Here is a 22660-nt window from a genome sequence, read left to right on the forward strand (position 1 = left end):
CAGGAGCATCCAGAGCGAGTGATGTAGAAGATACCGTTGAGGATTTCTCGCCAGCTATGTTCCCTTGGTCTATGGGTGAAGCAGGAGGGCTCGGGCATTAGCGGTTCGAGTATCGCCCACTCATTGTCCGAAAGATCGCTTGGGTAGCAGCTTGCTCGACTATTCATGCTCGATTATATCGTCTGGGAAAGTTTTAAGACAGTCTCTAATACCAGATTCGGTTAGTTCGTCACCGAACGGTGACGAACTAACCCGACCGAAGGGAGTGCTCTAGGATTCAAAAAGATAGCCCCTTGATGTTTTTTGTTTGAAGAGTATCTTTTTGAATCCGGTATAAGACCATCGAGCGCCTCAGGCTTGGCTCAGGTAGGCGGTGCCTCCAGACCCTCGAGGGCAGCCCGCTCATCGCGGCTGAGGCCAAAAAGCTCGAAAACTGCTTGATTGCAGGCCTCCAGGTCTCGCCTTTGCGCGGCCTCGGCAAGCGCTCGTCGCAAAACCTGGGGTACTTCGCTCCAGGGCGGGATTCGAATGCGCCTCAGGTACTGGGCCTGAAAGCGCAGGTATCCTCCGCGCATCCTAGTTGAATAGGCGGCCACGAAAAGCCGGGCCAGGCTCGAGCGCAAAACCGCCTGCAAAGCGTGCAGATCCCATGTTTCAGAGGTTACGTAGTACAGGTTGTGGTGTGGATAAAACGCCCCTTTCTCGAACACCACGTGTGCTGTTCCCTTGATGTCGGGAATCAGCAGCTTGGGGGTTCTGGCCAGCGAGGGGATAATGCGGTCGATGGTGCGGTACCACTGCGCAGGGGAGCGCCGGGCGCAGTAGCGGCCTGCGATCAGCTCCCTTCGCGCCTCGAGGTAGGCCTGCAGGCGGGGGTAGCGCCGCAGGTCTACCAGGTGGCCCTCCTCGTCAAAAGGGTTCACCAGGCCCTTTCCCTGCCACCGCACCTCGCCATCTAGGATGTCCTGGGTGGTGACCAGCGGCAGCTTGCGCTCAGGTTCCACCTCGAGGCTTTCGTAATCACCAATGAAGGCTTTGTCTGCGCCAGTGGCTACCCCAATGCCTACCTTGCAACCCACTTCCTCGATGGTCGGGAAGCGCTCTTCGAGCCTGCGAAGGAGGGCCACCCGGTGGGGTGCCTCGAGCAGCCAGGGGGCTGTGCCACGGGCAACCTGGGCCAGCTCCTGCACCCCGCTGTCCTGCGGCAGCCTTGGGGCCCGCAGCGCCTGGGCCAGCCTGCTCAGCTCGTTTGGCTCGAGGCGGGGCCGGTAAAAAACGCGTGTTGGACCGGGTTTGTCCCGGCTGATAACGGTGATGGCGGGGTAGGCCGTTACGCTGGAACGAAAGGCTGGTGTGTCGCTCATATCGACGTAGATCTTGAGGTGAAAGTTTTCCGCTACCAGCTTGCGCAGCGGGCCCCCGTAGCGGTTTTTAACCCAGCGGTTGGCGCAGATGAAGCCCAGCGTGCCGCCTTCGGCCAGCAGGTGCAGCGAGCGCTCGATAAACGGGATGTAAAGGTCAGCGCGGTCATAAATGGTGGCGTAGCGGCTTCGGTAGGCCGACAATAGCGCAGCAGGAATCATCTCCTGGCGCACGTAAGGGGGGTTTCCCACCACAAAGTCGAAGGGACCCTCGATGGGGGTGAGCAAAAAATCACCCTGAACCAGCCAGCGGTCTGCCAGGGCGGTAGCGGTTTGCCTGCTCAGCCCTTCCTGCTCTAGCAAGGCTATGACATCTGTACGGGTCGCGTCGAAGGTTTCGCGGTGCAGCTCAACCGCCTTGATGGCCTGGGCCAGCTCGTCCAGTGCGGCACGGGGCCGTCCCCTGGCCCGCCAGGCCGATAGCAGCCGGCGTATGATGGCAAAAAGAAAATCGCCCCCACCAAAAGATGGTTCCAGGATGCGTTTATGTTGCAGCGGCAGGTTGTCGGTGTAACCGCTGAGATCCAGGATGAACTCGACCACCTCAGGACGGGTGAAGACGGCGCCTAAAGGGGCCCCGTTGGCCCCCGACAGAGGCTCTATGGCCGAGGCGAGATGTGCGTCTGGGTCAAAAAAAGTGGAGGTCATAACAGGCCCCAAGGTGTCGCTCAAAACCCTACTGTAGCGGATGGTCATTTTCCAGGTACTCCAATACCCCTCGGGCCACACCGTAGCTGATGCGGTCGAGGTAGTGGGGGTTGCGCAGGTTCTGGCTTTCGAGGGGATGGCTCAGGTAGCCCACTTCGACCAGTATGGCCGGGACGCTGGTGTAGCGGATGACGAAGTAATCGGCGCTGCGCACCCCACGGTTGACGGCCGCGGTGGCCCCCAGTGTGTATGAAAGCACCCGGCTGGCCAGGGTGCGCGAGAGCTCCATGCGGCGGGCGGAGTTCATCTGGGGGGTGGGGGTGGGCAGGTTTTGCGGCGGGATGGGGTTGACATCCTCGAGGCTGGGCTGGGTGCCTGGGTCAAGTGGTTCCACTTGCGTAGAGGGAGGCTGGGCGGCGGCGAGCGCATCCAACGGGCTGGGCGCAACGGCGATGGGCGGGGTGGGGGCTAGGGGTGCTGGCGGTGGAAAGAAAGGGCGGGCCGAGGAGGGGCCAAAGTAGTAGACCTCGAGGCCGCACCAGCCGTCGGCGCGGGCTGGCACGGTGGCGTTGGCATGGATGGAGACGAAGAGGTCTTTGCCCTCGGCCAGGGCTACGCGCTGGGTTAGGTCGGTACGCTTGTCTGACGAAAAAGCCGCATCGCTTTCGCGGGTCATGGTGACGTCCACGCCCGCGTTTTGCAAAAAGCGGCGCACCCGCAGGGCCACCTCGAGGTTCACCGCCTTTTCGACTACCGGCCCCATAGCCCCAGGGTCGGGGCCGCCGTGCCCGGCGTCCACCACCACCGCAAAACGCCGCCCACCCGCCTTCACGAAGCGAAACTCCGGAAAGGCTGGCAGCGGGCTGGTATCCACAAAAGCCCCCGAGAGGTCAATGACCAGGCGCTGTCCGTCGCCTTGCAGGGCTGCCAGGGTCATGGTGCGGTAGCCGGAGCGGGGCGTAACCCCCTGGGGGGTGAGCAGGATTAGCACCGCCTTGTCTTCGTGCTGCTCGAGCACATACCCGGCCAGCTCGGGCTGGCTCACGAAGTGAATCCCCGGCTCGACCTGCTGATCGGGCAGGGTTACGCGCAGGGCTGCCCCCAGGGGTTCGATGGTGTAGGTTGCTTCTTTGGGCAAGTCCAGTACCACCCTGGTAAAGCCAGGCTGGTCGCCGACACGTATGGGCGGCAGGTTTTGACCCCAGACGCTGGAACTAAGGAGCGCAGGCAAAAAGAACCACAGACGGGAAAGGTGCCTCATCAAAATCGCCTTAGTTTAAGCCGACTGGACAATTCAGGATGAGCACAACCTGGGGCGTTCAAAATGCAACCTGGGTAGCATAGCCCCCAGCAAAGGCTGTTAGGCTAATCTCACCAAAAGGAGGTTGTGTGTTAGACCAAGCATTGGTAGGTGATGTGCTACGGCGGGCCCGACAAGGTGGGGCCGACTTTGCGGAGCTCTACGTGGAACGTTGGCGGCGGCGGGCCATGCGGGTGCTTTCGGGTGAGGTGAAGGAGGCCACTGGCGGCCTCGAGTACGGGGCCGGGTTGCGGCTCTTTTACGGTACGGAGGTAGTCTACGCCTATACCAACGACCTGAGCCCTGCGAGCCTGCTCGAGGTGGCCGATACCCTGGTCAGGCTCAAGGGCAGCGCGGGCCAGGTGGATGCCCAGGGCATAGGCGGCCTCGACTTTCGCAAGACGGTGGCCCAGGGGCTGCACGCCCCCCAGATTCCCTTTACCGCTAAGGACAAGCGCTACCGCCTCGAGCGCATCCTCGAGGCCGAGGCCGGGGCCAGGGTAGGGCCGCAGATCAAGCAGGTGCAGACCAATCTATTGGAGTGGGAACAGGAAGTACTGGTGGCTACCAGCGAGGGTGCCTGGGCCGAAGACCGTCGGGTACGCACCCGCTTGGCCATAACCGCCATCGCCCAGGATGAGTCGGGGATGCAAACCGGATCGGCTGGGCCGGGGCTGAGCGTGGGCCTCGAGCTCTTCGACCGCTACCCCCCCGCCGAGGTGGGGCGCAGGGCCGGCCTGCAAGCCCTGACCAACCTGCGGGCCAAACCGGCCCCCGCCGGTACCATGCCGGTGGTGATTGGCAACGGCTTTGGCGGGGTGATCTTCCACGAGGCCCTGGGTCACCTGCTGGAGACCACCTCGGTGGCCAAAAAAGCCAGCGTGCTCTCCGACAAACTGGGCGAAAAAGTGGCCTCGGACTGCGTGACCTACATCGACGACGGCACCACCCCCCACGGCTGGGGCTCGCAGGAGTTCGACGACGAAGGTCGGCCCACCGAGCGCACCGTGCTGATCGAGAATGGGGTGCTCAAAAGCTACATGGTGGACCGGCTGGGCAGCTTGCTCACCGGCTACCGCCCCACCGGCTCGGGCCGCCGCCAGGACTACACCTTCGCCCCCACCAGCCGCATGCGCAATACCTTTATCGCCCCCGGCGCCACCCCCAAGGAAAAGCTCTTCGAGGGCATCGAGTATGGCCTCTACGCCGCCGATATGGGCGGGGGGCAGGTGCGGCCCGGCTCGGGCGAGTACAACTTTGGGGTTAAGGAGGGCTACATCATCCGCCACGGGCGCATCGAGGAACCGGTGCGGGGGGCCATGCTGGTGGGCAAGGGCCCCGAGAGCATTCAGAAAATTGTGGCGGTCTCGGACGACCTCGAGACGGGCCCCGGCATGTGCGGCTCGCTTTCCGGTAGCCTGCCGGTGGAGGTGGGCCAGCCCCACCTGCTGATCTCGGAAATTGTGGTGGGAGGACAGGCTTGAAGCTGGGGGATAGAACCATGACTTTTGAAGAAGCCAGAGATTATCTGTTGCAAAAGGCCCGTGCCATGGGCATTGACGCCGAGGTGCTGGCCACCTATAGCCGCGAGCTAACCATCCAGGCCCACGGCGGCAAGGTGGAAGAAATTACCCAGGCCACCCAGGGTGGGCTGGGGGTGCGGGTGGTGGTGCAGGGCAAGACCGGCTACGCCTATACCGAGGAGCGCACCCCAGAGGCCCTCGACTGGGTGCTGCAGGAGGCCCACGAAAACGCCCTTTTGCAGTCCGAGACGGGGGGTTTCTTGCCGACTGGGGGCGAGCTGGGCCGCCATGACCTCTTGGGTGAGGGGCTTTCGGCCCCGCTCGAGCACAAGCGCCAGGCGGCGCTGGACCTCGAGGCCGGTCTGCGGGCCGACCCCAGGGTTTTGCAGGTGCAGATGACCCGTTACTCCGAGCAGGAGACCCAGGCCACGCTGGGCTCCACCCGAGGGGTTGCGGGGGCTTTTCGCAACGGCTACGCCCTGCTCCTGACCAGCGCGGTGATGGGCGAGGGGAAGAGCCTCAAGCAGGGCTGGGAGTTCGACCTGGCCAAAGAGTTTCATGCCCTCGAGCCGGGCCGCACCGCCCAGCAGTTCCTCCACCATACCGGACGCCTGCTGGGGGCCCGCCCCCTCCAAACCGGGCGCTACAAGGCCTATTTTGAGCCCAAGGCCTTTGCCCAACTGGTGGGCATGATGGGCTGGTTTTTGCTCTCGGCCAAAAACGTGCTCGAGGGCAAGAGCCTGCTGGCGGGCCGAGTGGGGCAGAAAATCGCCTCGGAAATCTTCACCCTGGTTGATGACCCCACCCTGCCGGACGGCCTGGCCTCGCGCCCCTTCGACGCCGAGGGCACCCCAGCCCGCCGCACGGTGTTTATCGAGAACGGCATCCTGCGCACCTTTGCCCACAACTCCGAGACCGCCCGGAAGATGGGGGTGGAAAATACCGGCCACGCGGCGCGCAGCTACAAGGGGGTGCTGGGCATTGCCCCCACCAACCTGTTCGTGCAGCCCGGCCAAGGGGTGCAGATGGACAACGGCATCGTGGTCACCGACCTGATGGGCCTGCACGCCGGGGCCAACCCCATCTCGGGGGAGTTCAGCCTGCAAGCCCTGGGCCTCAGGGTGGAAGGTAGTGAGGTGGCCTACCCGGTGGAGAACTTCACGGTGGCCGGCAACTTCTTGGAGCTGCTCAGCCGCATCACCGCCCTGGGCCGCGAGCTCGAGTGGAACCCCATGATGGGCATGGTGGGCTCGCCCATGGTCGAGGTGGCTGAGCTGTCCTTTGCCGGGGCTTGAGGGGGAATTCTGTACCTGGCGGGTGGCCCTACCATAGGTATATGGAAAAACTCGAGTACGTCCAGAAGAACCTCGAGGCCCTGGGCGAGCGCGACCCCCTGGAAGTGCTGGCGCAGACGCCTGAGCTGCTAACCGAGCTGTTCCCCCGCCTGGACATGCGCCGGGGTTGCGAACTAACCCACTGGACGGCGGGGGAGATCTACTGCCACCTGGCCGACCTCGAGATTGGCTACGGCTTCCGCCTGCGCCAGGCCCTGGCCGGCACCGAGGAGGCCAAGGCCTTCGACCACGACCGCTGGGGCATCCGCTACCGCAACTACGAGAGCTACTCGGCCAGGTTGGCCCTGGAGGCCTTTTGTGGCCTGCGGCGGTGGAACCTCGAGCTTTTGCGCAATCTGGAGCCGCAGGACTGGGACAAGGTGGCCTACCACCCCCAGCGCGGCCCCGAGACCATCGCTTTCATCATCAAGATGCTGGCCGGTCACGATCTGCGGCACTTGAAGGAGCTCGAGTACATCGCCTCGTATGTGGAGACGGGCTAATGTGGGTTACGAAACCTTCAAGTGGGGCGTTTCTGGGCCAACAAGCCCAAAAGCCTGGCCTTAACCATCGGCCATTCCTCGGCCAGAATGCTATACATCGCGCTGTCGCGGATGCCGCCATCGGCAGCGGGGCGATGGGCACGAAGAATCCCGTCGAGGTGCGCACCAAGCCGCTCGATGGCCTGGCGTGAGCGCAGGTTGCGGGTGTCGGTTTTCAGGGTAACCCGGCGTACCTGGAACACCTCGAAGGCATGGCGTAACATCAAGAGCTTGGCTTCGGTGTTGAGGCCAGTGCGCTGGGCCTGGGGGGCCAGCCAGGTGTGGCCGATTTCCACCGCATCGGGCCGATGGGGATGGTAATGAGGGCTGTCCTCAGGCCAGGGCCAGTACTCGAAGGTCATAAAGCGGGTGCTACCCACCACACAATTTCCCTGCTTGTCCACCGTTGCAAAGGGCAGGGCCTGTCCCTGGGTCTGTTCGTCCAGGGCTGCTTGAATATAGCGCCACATACCCACCTTCGACTTCGGCACGGTGGTATAAAGGTAGTCCTCGAGGCCGGCCAGAGCCAGGAACGCCGGAAGGTGCTGAAGGGTCAGGGGCTCGAGCCGAACGAGTTTGCCCTCCAAGGTGATGGGCTGTGTAAGGTGTGGGTTCATGCCTGTTCTAAACTCTTTTTCATCTGCCTGGCGACTGCCCGGTCACCGGGGTGGGGGCTTTGTTCCAGAGCTGCCACAACCCGCTCCTGGTCAGCTCGGCTACGGTTTTGCGAGAGCTTGAACTTGCCTTCTAGTCGGGTAATCTCGATCTGGAAAGCTACAATGCCTTTCATCATTCCGTACAGGTACTCTTGGGGAAGCTCGTCCATCTTCCACTGTTGTTCATATTGCCCAACCAGGTCGTGTAGGTGGGTTTTCACAACGGCGGGCTCCTCCACAATATGCAACTTGCCGTAGGCGTGGACGGTCATATAGTTCCAGGTAGGCACGCTGGGGTGTTTCTCGTACCAGGCAGGAGAGATAAAGCTATGGTCGCCCTGGAAAATGACTAGAACCTCTTCATTTTGAGCAAAAGTAGTCCACTGAGGATTGGCACGGGCCATGTGGCTGGCCAGCAGATTTCGTTCGGGGTAAACCGCAAAGGGTATATGGGTAGCAAAGGGCCTGTTTTCATGAACCGAGACGAGGGTGGCAAAGCTAAACCGCTGCATTAAGTCGAACAGCACCTCTGGGTTTGTTATGGCAAAGTGCTGGGGTAGATACATCCGTTCAGTATAGCCCTCCAGCACAGGGCTTGCAATGGGCATGTTGACAAAATGTCTGTATCTCGCCCCGATCGTTGAACAGCCCCTGTAGGGGAGAAGGGGGTTATCCTAGCGTACTACCGCGCTAGGTCATTCGATGGATGCCATAAACCAGATGGTTTTGTACCGGGTACACAAAATGCGAGGGGTCATAGTATTCTATGGGCACAACACAATCGAAACGATTGTTGATGAAGGAGGACGTACATGAAGATGAATCGTCGGCAAGTGCTTAAAGCTGGTTTGGCCGCTTCTACGGTATATAGCCCCTGGATGATTGCCCGTGCCCAGGCCCGGCCCGTCAAGCTGGCAGCCATTCTCCCCCTTACGGGCGCCTTTGCTTTTGCAGGTAACGCGGCCCTGGATGCTTTCCGCGATGCCGCCGACCGCATCAACGATGCAGGGGGTATCGGCGGCCGGCGTTTTGAATTGGTGGTTGAGGATGACGGCTACGACGTAGCCCGCGGAACGGCGGTTTTCAACCGCATCGTCCAGCGCGAAAGCCCCGAGGAGTTGGTCTTTGTCTATGGTGACTCCACCGGCCTTTCCAAGGCCTTAGCCCCGGAAATCACCCGCCTGCGCCTGCCCTATACCGCCACTTCGTTCTCCAACGAGCTGGCCGACCCCAACACCTACCCCACCATCTTTGTGTTTGGCCCCACCTACAACGACATGGCCGGTGCCCTGCTGCAACAGATTCGTCGCCAGAAAGGGCGCGGGGCCAAGATTTTCCTGTGCTACTCCAACTCCGAGTTCGGGCGTGATCCCATTCCTTTCATCAAAGAGCAGTCGGCCCGGCTGGGTTTCCAGATCGTAGGAGAGGAAGTAACCCCCCTGGCCATTGCCGATGCCACCCCCATCGTAACCAAGCTCCGCCAGGCCCAGCCCGACTTCGTCATTCTGCACGGCTATGTGCTCACGGTAGAGCCGCTGGTGGTGCGGGCCGCTCGCGAGCAGGGGATCAAAGCGACCTTCATGGGCACCTACTACTCGGCCGAGCTGGCCCTGATGCAGCGGGCCGGGGCTGCCGCCGATGGCTTTATCGTGACCTACCACAACGCCTACTACTACGACACTACGGTTCCAGCGGTAGAGCAAATTAGGGCGCTGCGCCGGGCCAAAGGCCGCGACCTCTCCTACCGCACCACCTACTACATGGGCTCCTGGATGGCCATGGATGTCATCGCCGAGGCCATGCGCCGGGCCCAGGCAGCAGGCAAGCTGACCCGCCCCGGCATGATTGAGGCCCTGGAGGGGCTGGGCGACTACAACGCCGGAGGCCAGGTGCGCAACATGCGTTGGGTGAATCGCCGGTTGCCCTTTACCAAGCTCTGGCGAGCCAACGTAAAAGATGGCCGCTTCGATGCCATTACCGACTGGGTAGACGGTTCAAAACTCTAGCTATCTTAGGAGCTCGAGGGTCAAGAGCAGACCGATGGTAGGCTCGAGGCCCTCGAGCCTACCGAATAACCTCTTTTGTAAGGAAAACATGGATCTGGCCTTAGTCATACAAACCGCCCTCAACGGTCTGGCCAATGGTGCGCTGTATGCCCTTATCGCCTCTGGCTTTGTGCTGGTTTATCGAGCAACCAGCGTGGTTAACTTCGCAATCGCGGAGTTCTTGCTCATTGGCGCCTACCTAACCTACACCATGTCGCTTTTTTTTCCCCTATGGCTGGCTATTTTGCTGGCGCTACCCCTGGCCTTTGCCTTTGGGGTGCTGGTAGAGCGGGGGTTTGTCCGGCCCCTGCTGGGGCGTAACGTGGTGGCCGTGATTATGGCGACCATTGGGCTGGCCGCCACCCTGGACGGTGCAACCCTACTGATTTGGGGCCCCGACCAGAAGGCCATGGGGGCTGCTGATGTTTCCCAGCTACCCAAGGAAATGCCCAACCTAGCCTTTAATCTGGGGGGCGTGTTTCTTTCCTCCAAAGCGGTGTGGGGTCTGATTCTGGCCCTGCCCCTGGCTATTTTGCTGGTGGTTGCGCTCAAGTATAGCCGTTACGGGGTGCTGCTGCGGGCGGTCTCGGAGAGCGAGACGGCTGCGCTGGCCATGGGCATCAATGCTCCTCGCGTGGTTGCGATGGCCTGGGGAATCTCGGCCATGACGGCCACGGTGGGTGGTGCTTTTCTGGCGGGGGCTGCGGGGGGTGGTGGGCCGGGGCACCACCTGGTGCTGCTGGGGCTGATCGTGTTCCCGGTGGCCATCCTGGGGGGGTTCGACTCGGTGCCGGGGGCAGTGGTGGCCGGTCTGATTATTGGTCTCATCGAGGCCTTCTCCCAGCTTTACCTCGAGTCCTTGCTGCCGGGCATAACCCAGGCCATCCCCTTCTTGATTGTGCTGCTGGTGCTTATGTTCCGCCCCTATGGACTGTTTGGGCAGCACCGCATCGAGCGGGTCTGAGCGAGTGGGCAGCCGATATCGAGCTTAAAACCTAAGGTTGCTATATGGCCGAAATAAACGTTGAAAACCTAAAAGTGGTCTACCGCGGGGTGATTCTGGCCTTGCAGGGTGTGAGTATGCGGGCCAGTGCTGGCGAGGCCATTGCCCTGCTGGGCCCCAACGGGGCCGGCAAGAGCACCCTGGTGCGGGCTATTTCAGGTCTACTGCCGCAGTACGATGGCCGGGTTCTGGACGGCAAAATTGTCATCAACGGCCAGGAAACCAACCACCTGCCTGCGCTCAAAGTAGCCGAGCTGGGTCTTACCGCAATCCTCGAGGGCCGACCGATTTTTCGCTACCTGACCGTTGTGGAAAACCTGCGGGCCGCGGGGCACAAACTAACCCAGCAGCGCCAAAAAGAAATCACCGACGAGATATTTACGCGCTTCCCTCGTATCTACGAGCGCCGCTTCGAGCAGGGTGGCTACCTTTCGGGTGGCGAGCAGCAGATGCTCTTGCTGGGCATGGCGCTGCTGACCGAGCCCAAAATTTTGGTGGTGGATGAGCCGAGCCTGGGCCTTTCGCCCAAGCTGACCGATGAGGTAATGCGGGTACTGGACGAGCTGCGCCGCGACAAGGGCCTGACCCTGGTGCTGGTCGAACAGAACGCCCGGGCTGCTTTCTCCATCGTGGAGCGGGTTTACGTAATGGAACAGGGCCGCGTGGTCTTCGAGGGCACTGCCCAGGAAGCCCAGGCCGACGCCGACGTGATGGAGTTCTACCTGGGGGGTGCGGTGGCCGGGGGCTTCTCGGAGGCCAAGCGCTACCGGAGGAGGAAGCGATGGGTGTAATTCTGAGAAAGAGCGCTATGAAGCAGCGCTTTAGCTGGAGCGCGAGCGGGGGAGAAGGGGCCTGCGCTGGCGCAATCCTGCTCCCCCAGGCGCTGCGGCCCCAGTCTGCCCTTTTGGGGAAGAAATCCCAGGTTGCAGTCTACCTGCCCTGGGCCTGGGCCCTGCAGGGAGGTCGGTATGTCTAAGGTGCTTTTGGAAGCCCAGGATCTGCACCTTGCCTTCCGGGGCGTCAAGGCCCTGGTGGGGGTGAGCTTTAGCGTGTCGGGGGGGGATTTTTTCGCGGTGATTGGCCCCAACGGCGCAGGCAAAACCAGCCTCCTGAATGTGCTGTCGGGCTTGTACAGGCCCCAGCAAGGGAAGGTGTTTTTTCTGGGCGAAGACCTGGCGGGCCAGAGCCCCCAGGTGCGGGTTCGCAAGGGGTTGGGCCGAACCTTTCAGAACCTCGAGCTCTTCCGGGGCATGACCGTGCTGGACAACGTCAAGCTGGGGGCCGAACTGGCCGTGGGGGGTTACACCGACCTGATGCCCAAAGCCCCGCTCGAGTGGAAAATACGCCGCCATGCCGAGGAAGTGCTGGACTACCTGCACCTCTCACCTTTCCGCCACGTGCCCGCAGGTGCGCTGCCCTACGGCCTACAAAAAAGGGTAGAGGTGGCACGGGCCCTGGCGGGACGCCCCAAACTACTCTTGCTCGACGAGCCCATGGCCGGCCTGAGCCTGGAAGAAAAGCAAGACCTGGCCCGCTTTTTGCTGGATGCGAGGCGCGAGTGGGGCGTTACCCTGGTACTGGTGGAGCACGACCTCAAGGCTGTGCTCGAGCTTTCTACCGGGGTGCTGGTTATGTCCTATGGTGAGGTCTTATACCAGGGTGCGCCTGCGGGGGTGCGGGAGAACCCGCGCGTGGCCGAGGCTTATCTGGGGAGGAGTGCATGATGTGCAGCAAATGCACCCTGAATCGGAAAGATCGCGGAGGTAGGCCATGACGCCCACTACCCTGATTGACTATCTGGCCCATCATGCCCAAACCAAGCCCCAGGCCCCAGCCCTGCGTGTCAAACGCCTGGGGGTGTGGGAAACCACTTCCTGGGCCCACCTACAAGAGAAGGTTGAGCAGCTTGCCGGGGGTCTGCTGCAATTGGGTTTGGAGCCGGGCAAGGTGCTGGCCATCCTGGGTCAGAACGCGCCGGAATGGGTGATCGCTGAAGTGGCAGCACAGACCGTGGGGGCCATGCCCATGGGCATCTATGCCGACGCCATGCCCGAGGAAGTGGGCTACTTTATCGAGTTCTCCGAGTGCGCTGGCATTGTGCTTTCGGATGAAGAACAGCTTGATAAGGTGTTGCCCCATCTGGATAAGCTAAAGTTCGTGCTGGTCTGGGAAGAGGCCGGCATGAGCAAATACTGGAACGAACAGGTGCGACCCTTTAGCAGCGTGCTGGAGCTGGGCCAGGCCGAAAAAAGCCGGCAGGCTGTGCAGGCTGCAAAAGCCCAGGTCAGGCCCGATACCGTGGCGCTTTTGGCCCCCACTTCCGGCACCACCGCCCGCAGCAAGCTGGCAATGCTCACGCACTCCCAGCTGATTGCCGGAGCCGAGGCGGGCCGCGAGACCATCAGCATCCGGGGCGGGGAGTGGGTGTTTTCGTACCTTCCGCTCCCCTGGATTGGCGAGCAGATGCTTACGGTGGTGCGCAGTCTAACCGATGGTACGGTGGTGCATTTTCCCGAGGACATCATCACCGTGCGGGAAGATGTCAAGGAAGTTCAACCCGACTTTTACCTGGCCCCTGCAAGGCTGTGGGAAGACTCCGCGGCCATCGTGCGCAGCCGCATGGAGGATGCCGACGGCCTCAAGAAGGCGGTCTACCGCTGGGGCATGGGGGTTTTGCTCGAGTGCGCCCAGCGCGAGTTCCGCAAAGAGCCCATTGGCTTTGGCCTGAACCTGGCCCGGGCCCTGGCCTATCCGCTGGTAGCCCGGCCAATCCGGGCCCGCATGGGTCTGGCCGCCTGCCGCATTGCCGCCACGGGCGGCGCTCCACTGGGCCCGGAGGTCTTCACCTTTTTCCGTGCCCTGGGTGTGGACATTCGTCAGGTTTACGGGCAGTCCGAAACCGCAGCCACCAGCGTAGCCCACCTGCCCGGCGATACGCCCCCCGAGACGGTGGGCAAGCCTTTGCGCAATACCCAGGTGCGCATCGCCGAAGACGGGGAGATTCAGGTCAAGGGTGGACAGGTATTTGCAGGCTACTTCAAGAACGAGGCTGCTACCAAAGAAACCTTTACCGAGGACGGTTGGTTCCGCACCGGAGATGCGGGGTTCTTTAACGAAAACGGCCATCTGGTGCTCCTGGGACGGCTCAAGGAGGTGGGTGCCCTGGCCGATGGTACCCGGTTTGCGCCGCAATTCCTGGAGAACCGTCTTAAGTACTCCCCCTACATCCGCGAAGCGGTGGTCATTGGTCATGCCAAGCCTTTTGTGACCGCCCTGATTGAGCTAGACCCCGAGAATACCCAGAACTGGGCGCGCAAACGCGGCATTGTGTTTTCCACCTATCAGAGCCTGACCTCTAACCCCCAGGTCTACGAGCTCATCGCCCAGGAGTTGCGCATGGCCTGCGAAAGCTTGCCTGAAGAGTTAAAGGTGCGCCGCTTTGCCATCCTGCCCAAAGAGCTGCACGCCGACGACGAGGAAATTACCCGTACCCGCAAGGTCAAGCGGGGCACAGTAGAGTCCCGTTATGCCAGTCTGCTGACCGCGCTCTACGACGGTTCCAAACAGGTAAAGGTCGTCCTGCCCATCCGCTACCTGGAAGGTGAAGGGACCCTCGAGGCCGAAGTGCAAATTGCCGATGTGGGTGAGCCGGTGGCGGCGCAAAAGGTGAAAGCGTGATGGAACATGGCAGAAACCGCAAAGATGCCCGTGTTGCTAAGGCAGGGTTCTCCTGCACCCTGGCACCGCTGGACTGCCCGATAGTGTCGAACCTCGAGGAGACCCAACCATGTACCGCTTGAGTCAAACCCTTACCGATGCCTTCAGCCGCCGTTTTTCTCGAACGGTGCGCGAAGACTATCGTCAAGACGAAGCCTATGCCAGTACGCCACAGGGGCGCTTTTGGCTGGTGGTGGCGATAATTGGTGTACTGGCACTTCCTTTGCTGCTGCCCCAGTATCCCTTGTTTGTAGCCACCCAGATTCTGGTGGCGGCCCTGGCAGGCTTGGGCTTGCACCTGCTGGTAGGTGGGGCGGGCCAGATTTCGCTGGGCCAGGCTGCCTTTGTGGGCATTGGCGCCTATACCTCGAGCCACCTTTCCGGTGATCTGGCCCCGCTGGGAATTTTGCTGGGCGGGCTGGCGGCTGCCAGTATCGGGATTGTGCTGGGCATACCCTCGTTGCGCATCAAAGGGGCCTACCTGGCCATTGCCACCCTGGCTTTTCAGTTCCTGGCCGACTACATATTCAAACGCTGGACCGACTTCACCGGCGGGGTGGCTGGGCGCAAGCTGCCAGCCGAAGGCACCTTTCTTGGGCTGCCCCTGGCCGACGACCGGGTGGTTTTCTACCTTGGGCTGGCTTTTGCCATCCCGATGTTTTTCTACGCCAAGCGCTTGCTCTCGACCCGTGCGGGTCGGGCCTGGTTTGCGGTGCGCGACAACGACCTCTCGGCCCAGCTCTCCGGCGTAGACCTGGTGCGCTCCAAGCTTACCGCTTTTGCCCTTTCGGCCTTCTACGGGGGCATTGCCGGGGGCATTTTGATGCACCTGATTGGGGCGGTTACCCCAGAGAACTTCGTACTGGCTTTTAGCATTCAGTATCTGGCCATTGTGATCGTGGGTGGGGCCGGCACGGTGTTGGGCGCGGTGTTGGGGGCCTTGTTTATCGTGCTGATTCCCGAGACCCTGAGCGTACTGGCCGGGGCTTTTGGGCCGCAGTACGTGGCCCAGCTTTCGGCCTGGCGCAGCGTGCTCTTTGGGGTGTTGATTCTGCTTTTCTTGATTCTAGAACCCAGGGGACTGGTGGGTTTGTGGGGTCGTATTCGGGATTACTTCCGAACCTGGCCACTGCCCTATTAAGCCTGCAGGCCAGCCCCCGACTGGATTTGGGCCCAGTAGAGGGTGGCTGGCTGCTTATTTATCGCACTCTTCACAGGCATGGCCTCTCATAAAGGAGGCCACTATCCTGTGCAGGGCGCAGTAGTAATGTTGATGACAGGTTCAAGGACTATGAAGGGCGCTAACCTTTGATAAGGAATGTCTTTGATTTGTTCTTTTTCTGGGGTTCCCGCCTGAAGCGCGGGTAGTAATACCGGATTCAAAAAGATAATCTTCAAATAAAAAGCGCTAAGAGGCTATCTTTTTGAATCCTAGAGCACTCCCTTCGGTCGGGTTAGTTCGACACCGTTCGGTGACGAACTAACCGAATCTGGTATAACAGCTTGAAAAACGATGATGCTTCAACAATCCCCAACGGAACGATTCAGGCGGGGTTCATATGACGACCTGGATGTGGGTTCATTTCCAGGTAAGCCACACCGGGGTACTGGCATCACCGCACTTTGATGGGCGGGCCTTTTGTGCTCTTTACCCTTAGCGGGTAAACTACGGGCATGGTGGACTACGACCTTTCCGAATCGGCCCTGGTCAGCCTGGTAACGCTGGCCCTGGAAGGGCAAAAGGGGCTGCGGCTGGCCCAGGCGGGTAGCCGGAGTGTGGGCGACGTGCTTTCGGGGCGCCGCTCACGTCCGGTACGTATCGAGCGTGAGGGCGAGACACTGGTGGTGGATTTGAACGTGAGTGTGGACTACGGCAAGTCTGTAATAGAGGCAGCCAAGGAAGCCCAGCGTACTGTTGGCGACGCTCTAACAGCCTCTACGGGTCTCAAGGTTAAGGCCGTTAATGTTACGGTGGTGGCTGTTGAATATAAGGAGTCCAATGCAGCCTAGCATGGCTTTTGGTAGGAACTACCTCAGATTCAGCGCTCAAATGAGCGTGCAGCGGCTGTTCTTTGCCGCCGGCAAGGATGGCAAAAATTGCCCCAGGGAAAGGCTGCAAGCTTGCTTTGCTGCTTCTCGCGCGAGTTGGAGGCCAGATGCGGCGTAAGGCGCGTGAGCTGGTCTTCAAGGTGCTTTTTGAGCACGCAGTGGGTGGGGTTCCGCTCGAGGCGGCCTGGCAGCACGCTACCCAGGAGGTAGAACCCGAGGAGTCCGACCAGGACGCCGATGTGCTCGACGGTGAGGGGCTTTCTTTTGCCCATCGCCTGGTGCAGGGCTACCAGGCCCAACAACAAACCGTGGACGAGGTGCTGGCAAGCACCATCGAAGGCTGGAGCTTTGGCCAGATGGCCAAGACCGACCTGGCGGTCTTGCGGCTGGCTGCCTATGAGATGCTCTTTGAGCCTACGCCCTATGCGCCCCTTATCGAAGTGGCGGTCAAGATTGCCAAGCGCTACGGCGGTGAAGACTCCGGGCGCTTTGTGAACGGAGTACTGGCCCGCCTGCTCAAACGCATCGAAGCGGGCGAGTTGTCGGCAGTAACCAAGAACGAGTAAATCGCCGTTTGCGTCAAACAATCCAAGAGGTGGCCCATGCTTGAACTATCCGGCCCTCCTGTAGCGGAGGCTGTTTATCAGGAGCTGCAAGACCTGCTCTCTAAGCTGCCTTATGTGCCTCACCTGCGGGTGGTGCGGCTGGGGGAAGACCCGGCCTCGGTTGCCTATGTGCGGCTAAAAGACCGACAGGCCAAAAAACTGGGTCTGTCCAGCCAGGTGGATGTGTTTCCCGAAAGCACTTCCCAGGAAGAACTCCTGGCCCACATCGCCCAGCTCAACGCCGACCCCGAGGTGGATGGCATCCTGGTGCAGTCGCCGGTGCCTAAACAGGTAGACTTCAACACCGTGCTGGAAACCATCAACCCCCTGAAGGACGTGGATGGCCTGACCCCGGTTAACGCCGGGCGAATGTGGATGGGCCTGGAAGCCCTGGAATCCTGCACGCCCGCCGGGGTCATGCGTATCCTGAAGCACTACCAGATTCCACTGGCGGGCAAGGAGGTGGTGATTGTGGGGCGCAGCAACCTGGTGGGCAAGCCCCTGGCCGCCATGATGCTGCGGGAAAATGCCACCGTGACCCTGGCTCACTCGCGCACCCACGACCTAGCCGGTGTGTGTCGCCGGGCCGAGGTGCTGGTGGCTGCGGTGGGGAAAGCGGGCCTCATTACGCCCGAGATGGTACGGCCTGGGGCAGTGGTGGTGGATGTGGGCATCAACCGGGTGGGCCAGAACGCCAAGGGCCGTGACATCCTGGTGGGGGACGTGGCCCCCGAGGTGGCTACGGTAGCCTCGGCCATGACCCCGGTTCCGGGAGGGGTGGGGCCCATGACGGTAGCCATGCTTTTGCACAATACAGTAGTGGCGGCCATGCGGCGGCGGGCAAGATATGCGGGCTGACTGTTGCAGCCATTATTCCCGCATGGGCAGCACCAAGGGGTAGAATCTAGCAGGTAGCTCTGATTATGGGTGATTTGCTCTCCAACCAGGTGCTCTGGACAGCCATTCTGGCCAGTGTTTTTGCCCAGCTTCTCAAGCTTTTTATCTACTATCTGGTTGAGCGCCGCTGGGAGTGGGAGCGCCTGGCCGAGACCGGGGGCATGCCTTCCTCCCACTCGGCTACGGTGGCTGCTCTGGCTACCGGGGTGGGCATTACCGAGGGGCTGGGAAGCGCTTTTTTTGCTATTGCGGTGGTGCTGGCTATCATCGTGATGTACGACGCCACCGGCATCCGCCGGGCAGCAGGGCTTCACGCCGAACGCCTGAACGACCTGTTTGAAGAGTTTCGCGCAGTCTTTGAACATGGCCCGCGGCCCGAGCCCCTAAAAGAACTGCTGGGCCACACCTACCTCGAGGTTGCCGTCGGCGCTATTTTGGGCATTCTTTTTGCGCTGCTTAGTTTTAGCCTGCTGTAAACCACGGGTGGTGGCTGACCTGGGGGGGGTATGGGCCAGGATGGGTGGCTTGTGGTAGCTTTTGGGTGATCCAATATGAAGCGACTCTGCTGGCTGCTCATCGCATTGGGTTTTCCCGCCTTTGCGCAGCCTGCCGCCCGGCTGGAGGAGCAAGTTCTCTCGCTTCTGAACGAAGCCCGGGCCAGGGGTGTGGCCTGCCGTGGGGGTGGGGGTGGGTATAGCCTCCCGCCTTTGCGCTACGAGGCAACCCTGGCTCAAGCTGCCAAAAGCCATGCCCTCAATATGGGGCGCTATGGCTTCATGTCGCACTATTTTAGAGGGGTGGGGCCACGGGTGCGGGTCGCCAGGGCTGGCTATGGCTATTTACGCATGTCGGAGATTATCTTCAGGGGCCGCAGCAGCGACCCGGCTCGGGCCGTGCGCTGGTGGCTGCGTTCGCCGGTGCACTGCCGGGCGATCATGAACCCCCACTACACCGAAGCAGGCGCGGGGCTCTCGAAAGCTGGTCATGCCTGGGCGGTGGTGCTGGCCCAGCCGCGCTAGCCTTGCCGTTGCACCAGGCGCATAATGACCAGCATCCCAATGCTCTGAATGAGCGGGAACGACATCAGGGTGAGCGCCCCCGGCCACAGGGCAAAAAGTCCCACCGGAACGATAGTAGCGACTACGCCAATCCACATTAGCTCGGTGCGGTTTCGTTCCCGCAGAAGCCGGTAGATGATGTAGTTGTTGAAAGCAGCAAACACCAGCAGCAAGGCCCAGGCCAACACAAAGGCATTCACGGTGATGTTCATCACCCAACATTGTACGATGCGTGAGTTCGGTAGCCTCTGCACTTGATAACTGCCTGGTCGAGCAATAAACTTATACCCAGTACAATTTTTACTCGCTCGAAGGGAGCCCCATGCTGACTACCCCAGAAAAAATCCTTTTCTTGCTGCTGGTGCTGGCCTCGCTTTATTTTGGTGGAGGAGCGCTTTACCGCGTTTACAAAGCCATCCGTCGGGGCCAGCCGGAAGATCGCTTCGACAACCTGCCGGCTCGAGTGGGCCGGGCCCTCTGGCAGACCCTCACCATGCAGACGGTCTTCAAGAAGCGGCCCTGGGTGAGCCTGTTGCACGCTTTTGTGTTCTATGGCTTTGTGTTTTACCTGAGCGTGAACCTGGTGGACGTGCTCGAGGGTTTCTTGCCCTTCAAGGCCCGGGGTGGTTTCTGGAATGGCTACAATCTGATGGCCGACATCCTCACTGCTCTGATCCTTCTCGGCATTATCGGCCTTCTCATTCGGCGCTACTCCAGCCTGGGGCGCAAGACTTTTAGCTGGAACGAGAAGACCCTTCTGCACGAGAATGTGCGCAAGGGTATTCCCACCGATAGCGCGATTGTGGGTGGTTTTATTCTTTTTCATGTGGGCAGCCGCCTGCTGCACAAAGCCGCCCAGGCCGCTAACCTCGAGTACGGCCCCGACCCCTTCCAACCGGTAGCCAGTCTGGCCAGCAACCTGTTCATGTGGGTGGATGTAGACCGGCTGGTGGTCCTGGAGCACCTTTTTTGGTGGTTTGCCATCGGCTCGATTCTGGTATTTATTCCTTATTTTGCCCGCTCCAAGCACATTCACCTGTTCCTGGCTCCCCTCAACCTGGCCTTCAAGAAGGAAAAGCCAGGGGCCCTGCTGCCCATCGCCAAAGACTTTGAAGAGCTGGAAAAGCTCGAGAAGTTTGGAGTGGCTAAGCTCGAGGACTTCACCTGGCCCCGCCTGCTGGATGCCTATAGCTGCATCATGTGCAACCGCTGCCAGGAGGTCTGCCCGGCCTACACCACCGGCAAGGCCCTTTCGCCCTCGGCCATCCTCATCAACGAGCGCTACGAGCTCAACCAAATTCTGCCGGCCTTTGCCGCGGGGCAGGAGAGCCCCCGCCCCCTGCTGGACTTTGCCCTGAATGAAGAAGCCCTCTGGGCCTGTACGACCTGCAACGCCTGTGTGGAGGTCTGCCCGGTCGGCAACGAGCCCATGCTGCACATCCTGGATGTGCGGCGCGAGCAGGTGATGATGCAGGGCGAGTTTCCATCGCAGCTGAACAACGCTTTCAAAGGCATGGAGCGCAACGGCAACCCCTGGAACCTGGGGGCGGACAAACGTCTGGCCTGGGCCGAAGGGCTACCCTTCCAGGTCAAGACGATAAGTGAGAACCCCGAGGCCGAGGTGCTCTACTGGGTGGGCTGTGCACCCGCCTACGACCCCAGGGCCCAGAAGACCGCCCGGGCTTTTGCCGAAATTCTGCACGAGTCCGGTGTGAGCTGGGCAGTGCTGGGCAAGCAAGAAAAATGCACGGGGGACGCGGCCCGGCGGGCCGGCAACGAGTTCTTGTTCATGCAGTTGGCTACAGAAAATGTGGAGACCTTAAACGCCGCCATGGAGGCCCGGCCCAAGACCATCGTGACCACCTGTCCGCACTGCTTCCACACCCTGGCCAACGAGTACAAGGACTTTGGCGGCCACTATACCGTCAAGCACCACACCGACTATATCGCCGAGCTGATTGATGCCAGGAAGCTCGAGCTGCTTCCCATGAGCGGCGCGGTCACCTACCACGACCCCTGCTACCTGGGCCGGCACAACGGCGTACTGCAAGAACCCCGCCAGGTCATCCAGGCTACCGGGTTGGCGCTACAGGAACCCCCCCGCCACGGCAAGGATAGCTTCTGCTGTGGGGCGGGCGGGGCGCAGTTCTGGAAAGAAGAAGAGCCCGGCAACGAACGAGTTTCCACCCACCGCTACCGCGAGCTAAAGGCCACCGGGGCCGAGACCATTGCGGTGGGCTGCCCCTTCTGTATGCAGATGATGAACCTCGAGACCGCCCAGGAGCCTGAAGGCGAGGCCCCTCGGGTGCTGGACGTCTCCGAGTTGGTGGTAGAGCGCCTGAAGAGCAAGCAAACCGGCCCGGCCACCGATTAGTCGGCGCTTTTCCTGTGAATCTGTTCTGGCCCGGTGTTTGAGCCAGGCGGGAGGAAAGTAAGAATCGCTGGGTGTTGAAGTTCGGGTTGCAAACTGGGTAGACTGGCCTCGTACCTGATGAATCCCCGATGGGCTCGCCCTGGCGAGGTCTCACAGCGTGGGCGCCGGTACAGGCCGAGACTGCAAAGTAGCTCGGCGCAAAACAGGAGGCCAATAATGGCAAAAATCCGTCTGGAGCACATCTACAAGAGGTATGGCGGCAAGGTAACAGCGGTCAAGGACTTCAACCTCGAGACCGAAGACGGCGAGTTTGTGGTGTTTGTAGGCCCCTCGGGCTGCGGCAAGACCACCACCCTGCGCATGATTGCCGGTCTGGAAGACATCACCGAGGGCAAGCTCTACATCGGCGAGCGCTTGGTCAACGATGTGCCGCCCAAAGACCGCGATATCGCCATGGTCTTCCAGAACTACGCCCTCTACCCCCACATGAACGTCTACGAGAACATGGCCTTTGGCCTGCGGCTGCGCCGGGTTCCCAAGGACGAAATTGACCGTCGGGTCAAGGAAGCTGCCCGCATCATCAAAATTGACCACCTCCTGCACCGCAAGCCCCGCGAACTCTCGGGTGGGCAGCGCCAGCGGGTGGCCATGGGCCGGGCCATCGTGCGGGAACCCAAGGTGTTCTTGTTCGACGAGCCGCTTTCCAACCTCGATGCTAAGCTGCGTGTGGAGATGCGAGCGGAAATTTCCAAGCTCCAGCGCCGCCTGGGTGTGACCACCGTCTACGTGACCCACGACCAGGTCGAGGCCATGACCCTGGGCCAGCGGATTGTGGTCATGAAGGACGGTGAGATGTTGCAGGTAGACACCCCCCTCAACCTCTACGACTTCCCCGAGACCAAGTTTGTGGCAGGCTTTATCGGCTCCCCCTCCATGAACTTCATCCGCTCGAGGGTGCAGGTAGAGGGTGGCAGTGCCTACTTTGTGGGGGAGGGCTTCAAGATAAAGGCCAACGAGACCCTGGGTGCCAGCCTGCTGCCTTACAACGGCAAGGAAGTCTGGATGGGCGTTCGCCCCGAACACCTTGGACTCAAGGGCTGGACCCCCATTCCTGAAGGGGAGAATGTTATCAAAGGGAAGGTTGAAGTGGTGGAGCCTCTGGGCGCCGACACCGAAGTGCATGTTGATGTAGCAGGTAACATGCTGACCGCCAAGGTAGATGGTCACGCCATGGTGCTACCCAGCGATGCAGTCGAACTCCTGGTGGATACCAGCAAGCTGCACGCCTTCGAAGTGGACGGCCACGAAAAAGCCATTGGCCACGCTACGGTCAAAGACAGCCGCTCGGTGACCCGAGTTTAGCGCTTTTCTTTGCAGGGCGCACAAACACTGGATCAGGTCATAAGATTTTTAGCCCCGCCTGAGGCGCAGTGAGTAACAGCCTGAAAAACCACAGTGCTCCAACAATCCCTAGCGGAGCGATTCAGG

The 22660-nt window shown here is 61.0% G+C and carries 23 protein-coding genes; 17 read left to right on the plus strand and 6 right to left on the minus strand.

Translation table 11 applies throughout. From position 1 onward, the window contains the following. From Q355_RS17280 to Q355_RS0101295, 3 genes are all read right to left on the minus strand, one after another. The coding region (locus tag Q355_RS17280) for a transposase (RefSeq protein ID WP_156941848.1) at nt 1–167 on the minus strand (167 nt) is incomplete at its 3' end. Nucleotides 168–362: 195 nt separating this feature from the next. Next, nucleotides 363–2069 carry an Eco57I restriction-modification methylase domain-containing protein gene (locus Q355_RS0101290; protein WP_084496014.1) on the minus strand — a complete coding sequence of 569 codons (1707 nt, stop codon included), beginning with the start codon at nt 2067–2069 and terminating at the stop codon, nt 363–365. A gap of 28 nt (nt 2070–2097) precedes the next feature. Beyond that, on the minus strand, nt 2098–3330 hold the full coding sequence (locus Q355_RS0101295) for an N-acetylmuramoyl-L-alanine amidase family protein (protein ID WP_245597445.1): 1233 nt from the start codon (nt 3328–3330) through the stop codon (nt 2098–2100). A gap of 128 nt (nt 3331–3458) precedes the next feature. Here Q355_RS0101295 and Q355_RS0101300 point away from each other — a divergent pair, with 128 nt between their 5' ends. From Q355_RS0101300 to Q355_RS0101310, 3 genes are read left to right on the plus strand one after another with little or no spacing between them, the layout of a single operon-like run. Next, nucleotides 3459–4853 (plus strand): TldD/PmbA family protein, encoded by a 1395-nt coding sequence (locus Q355_RS0101300; protein ID WP_027876117.1) that lies wholly within the window; start codon nt 3459–3461, stop codon nt 4851–4853. A 17-nt stretch (nt 4854–4870) separates the two neighbouring features. Then, nucleotides 4871–6187 carry a TldD/PmbA family protein gene (locus Q355_RS0101305; RefSeq protein WP_027876118.1) on the plus strand — a complete coding sequence of 439 codons (1317 nt, stop codon included), beginning with the start codon at nt 4871–4873 and terminating at the stop codon, nt 6185–6187. A gap of 41 nt (nt 6188–6228) precedes the next feature. Continuing rightward, on the plus strand, nt 6229–6729 hold the full coding sequence (locus Q355_RS0101310; protein ID WP_036258444.1) for a DinB family protein: 501 nt from the start codon (nt 6229–6231) through the stop codon (nt 6727–6729). Nucleotides 6730–6746: 17 nt separating this feature from the next. Here the strand turns inward: Q355_RS0101310 and Q355_RS0101315 are convergent, their stop codons facing one another. Beyond that, the gene (locus tag Q355_RS0101315; RefSeq protein ID WP_027876120.1) at nt 6747–7385 is read right to left on the minus strand and encodes a GNAT family N-acetyltransferase; all 639 of its coding nucleotides are present in this window, start codon (nt 7383–7385) and stop codon (nt 6747–6749) included. After that, complete coding sequence (locus tag Q355_RS0101320; protein WP_027876121.1) at nt 7382–7990, minus strand: FMN-binding negative transcriptional regulator; 609 nt, start codon at nt 7988–7990, stop codon at nt 7382–7384. Before Q355_RS0101320 ends, Q355_RS0101315 begins: the two co-directional genes overlap by 4 nt. A gap of 252 nt (nt 7991–8242) precedes the next feature. On the opposite strand from Q355_RS0101320, the gene Q355_RS0101325 reads away from it, so the two are divergent. The 12 genes from Q355_RS0101325 (at nt 8243) to Q355_RS0101385 (ending at nt 18759) form a co-directional block, all read left to right on the plus strand. Then, on the plus strand, nt 8243–9430 hold the full coding sequence (locus Q355_RS0101325) for an ABC transporter substrate-binding protein (protein ID WP_027876122.1): 1188 nt from the start codon (nt 8243–8245) through the stop codon (nt 9428–9430). Nucleotides 9431–9518: 88 nt separating this feature from the next. Next, nucleotides 9519–10433, plus strand: coding sequence for a branched-chain amino acid ABC transporter permease (locus Q355_RS0101335; RefSeq protein WP_036258446.1), 915 nt, complete (start codon nt 9519–9521; stop codon nt 10431–10433). A 44-nt stretch (nt 10434–10477) separates the two neighbouring features. Further along, nucleotides 10478–11263: an ABC transporter ATP-binding protein gene (locus Q355_RS0101340; RefSeq protein ID WP_027876124.1), complete on the plus strand. Its 786-nt coding sequence runs from the start codon at nt 10478–10480 to the stop codon at nt 11261–11263. After that, nucleotides 11254–11448, plus strand: a complete 195-nt coding sequence (locus Q355_RS16630; protein WP_156941850.1) for a hypothetical protein — start codon at nt 11254–11256, stop codon at nt 11446–11448. Before Q355_RS0101340 ends, Q355_RS16630 begins: the two co-directional genes overlap by 10 nt. Next, nucleotides 11441–12196 carry an ABC transporter ATP-binding protein gene (locus Q355_RS0101350; RefSeq protein WP_027876125.1) on the plus strand — a complete coding sequence of 252 codons (756 nt, stop codon included), beginning with the start codon at nt 11441–11443 and terminating at the stop codon, nt 12194–12196. Before Q355_RS16630 ends, Q355_RS0101350 begins: the two co-directional genes overlap by 8 nt. A gap of 46 nt (nt 12197–12242) precedes the next feature. Further along, on the plus strand, nt 12243–14150 hold the full coding sequence (locus Q355_RS0101355; protein WP_027876126.1) for an AMP-binding protein: 1908 nt from the start codon (nt 12243–12245) through the stop codon (nt 14148–14150). A gap of 109 nt (nt 14151–14259) precedes the next feature. Next, nucleotides 14260–15330 (plus strand): branched-chain amino acid ABC transporter permease, encoded by a 1071-nt coding sequence (locus tag Q355_RS0101360; protein ID WP_027876127.1) that lies wholly within the window; start codon nt 14260–14262, stop codon nt 15328–15330. Between the two features lie 533 nt (nt 15331–15863). After that, a complete protein-coding gene (locus Q355_RS0101365; protein WP_027876128.1) occupies nt 15864–16199 on the plus strand; it encodes an Asp23/Gls24 family envelope stress response protein in 336 nt (111 codons plus the stop codon). A 146-nt stretch (nt 16200–16345) separates the two neighbouring features. Next, nucleotides 16346–16804 (plus strand): transcription antitermination factor NusB, encoded by a 459-nt coding sequence (nusB, locus tag Q355_RS0101370; RefSeq protein WP_027876129.1) that lies wholly within the window; start codon nt 16346–16348, stop codon nt 16802–16804. Nucleotides 16805–16840: 36 nt separating this feature from the next. Further along, entirely contained in the window at nt 16841–17701 is an 861-nt protein-coding gene (gene folD / locus Q355_RS0101375) for a bifunctional methylenetetrahydrofolate dehydrogenase/methenyltetrahydrofolate cyclohydrolase FolD (RefSeq protein ID WP_027876130.1), read from the plus strand. A 65-nt stretch (nt 17702–17766) separates the two neighbouring features. Further along, nucleotides 17767–18216 (plus strand): divergent PAP2 family protein, encoded by a 450-nt coding sequence (locus tag Q355_RS0101380; RefSeq protein ID WP_027876131.1) that lies wholly within the window; start codon nt 17767–17769, stop codon nt 18214–18216. A 75-nt stretch (nt 18217–18291) separates the two neighbouring features. Further along, entirely contained in the window at nt 18292–18759 is a 468-nt protein-coding gene (locus Q355_RS0101385) for a CAP domain-containing protein (RefSeq protein ID WP_027876132.1), read from the plus strand. Here Q355_RS0101385 and Q355_RS0101390 read toward each other — a convergent pair. Beyond that, on the minus strand, nt 18756–19010 hold the full coding sequence (locus Q355_RS0101390) for a hypothetical protein (RefSeq protein ID WP_245597446.1): 255 nt from the start codon (nt 19008–19010) through the stop codon (nt 18756–18758). The genes Q355_RS0101385 and Q355_RS0101390 overlap by 4 nt on opposite strands. Before the next feature lie 110 nt (nt 19011–19120). On the opposite strand from Q355_RS0101390, the gene Q355_RS0101395 reads away from it, so the two are divergent. Together Q355_RS0101395 and Q355_RS0101400 are read left to right on the plus strand one after the other, a co-directional pair. Next, nucleotides 19121–21172, plus strand: a complete 2052-nt coding sequence (locus Q355_RS0101395; protein WP_027876134.1) for a (Fe-S)-binding protein — start codon at nt 19121–19123, stop codon at nt 21170–21172. Nucleotides 21173–21388: 216 nt separating this feature from the next. Then, the gene (locus tag Q355_RS0101400) at nt 21389–22534 is read left to right on the plus strand and encodes an ABC transporter ATP-binding protein (protein WP_027876135.1); all 1146 of its coding nucleotides are present in this window, start codon (nt 21389–21391) and stop codon (nt 22532–22534) included. Nucleotides 22535–22660 lie beyond the last annotated feature (126 nt).

Source organism: Meiothermus cerbereus DSM 11376 (assembly GCF_000620065.1).
In the GTDB taxonomy this organism is placed as follows: Bacteria; Deinococcota; Deinococci; order Deinococcales; family Thermaceae; genus Meiothermus; species Meiothermus cerbereus.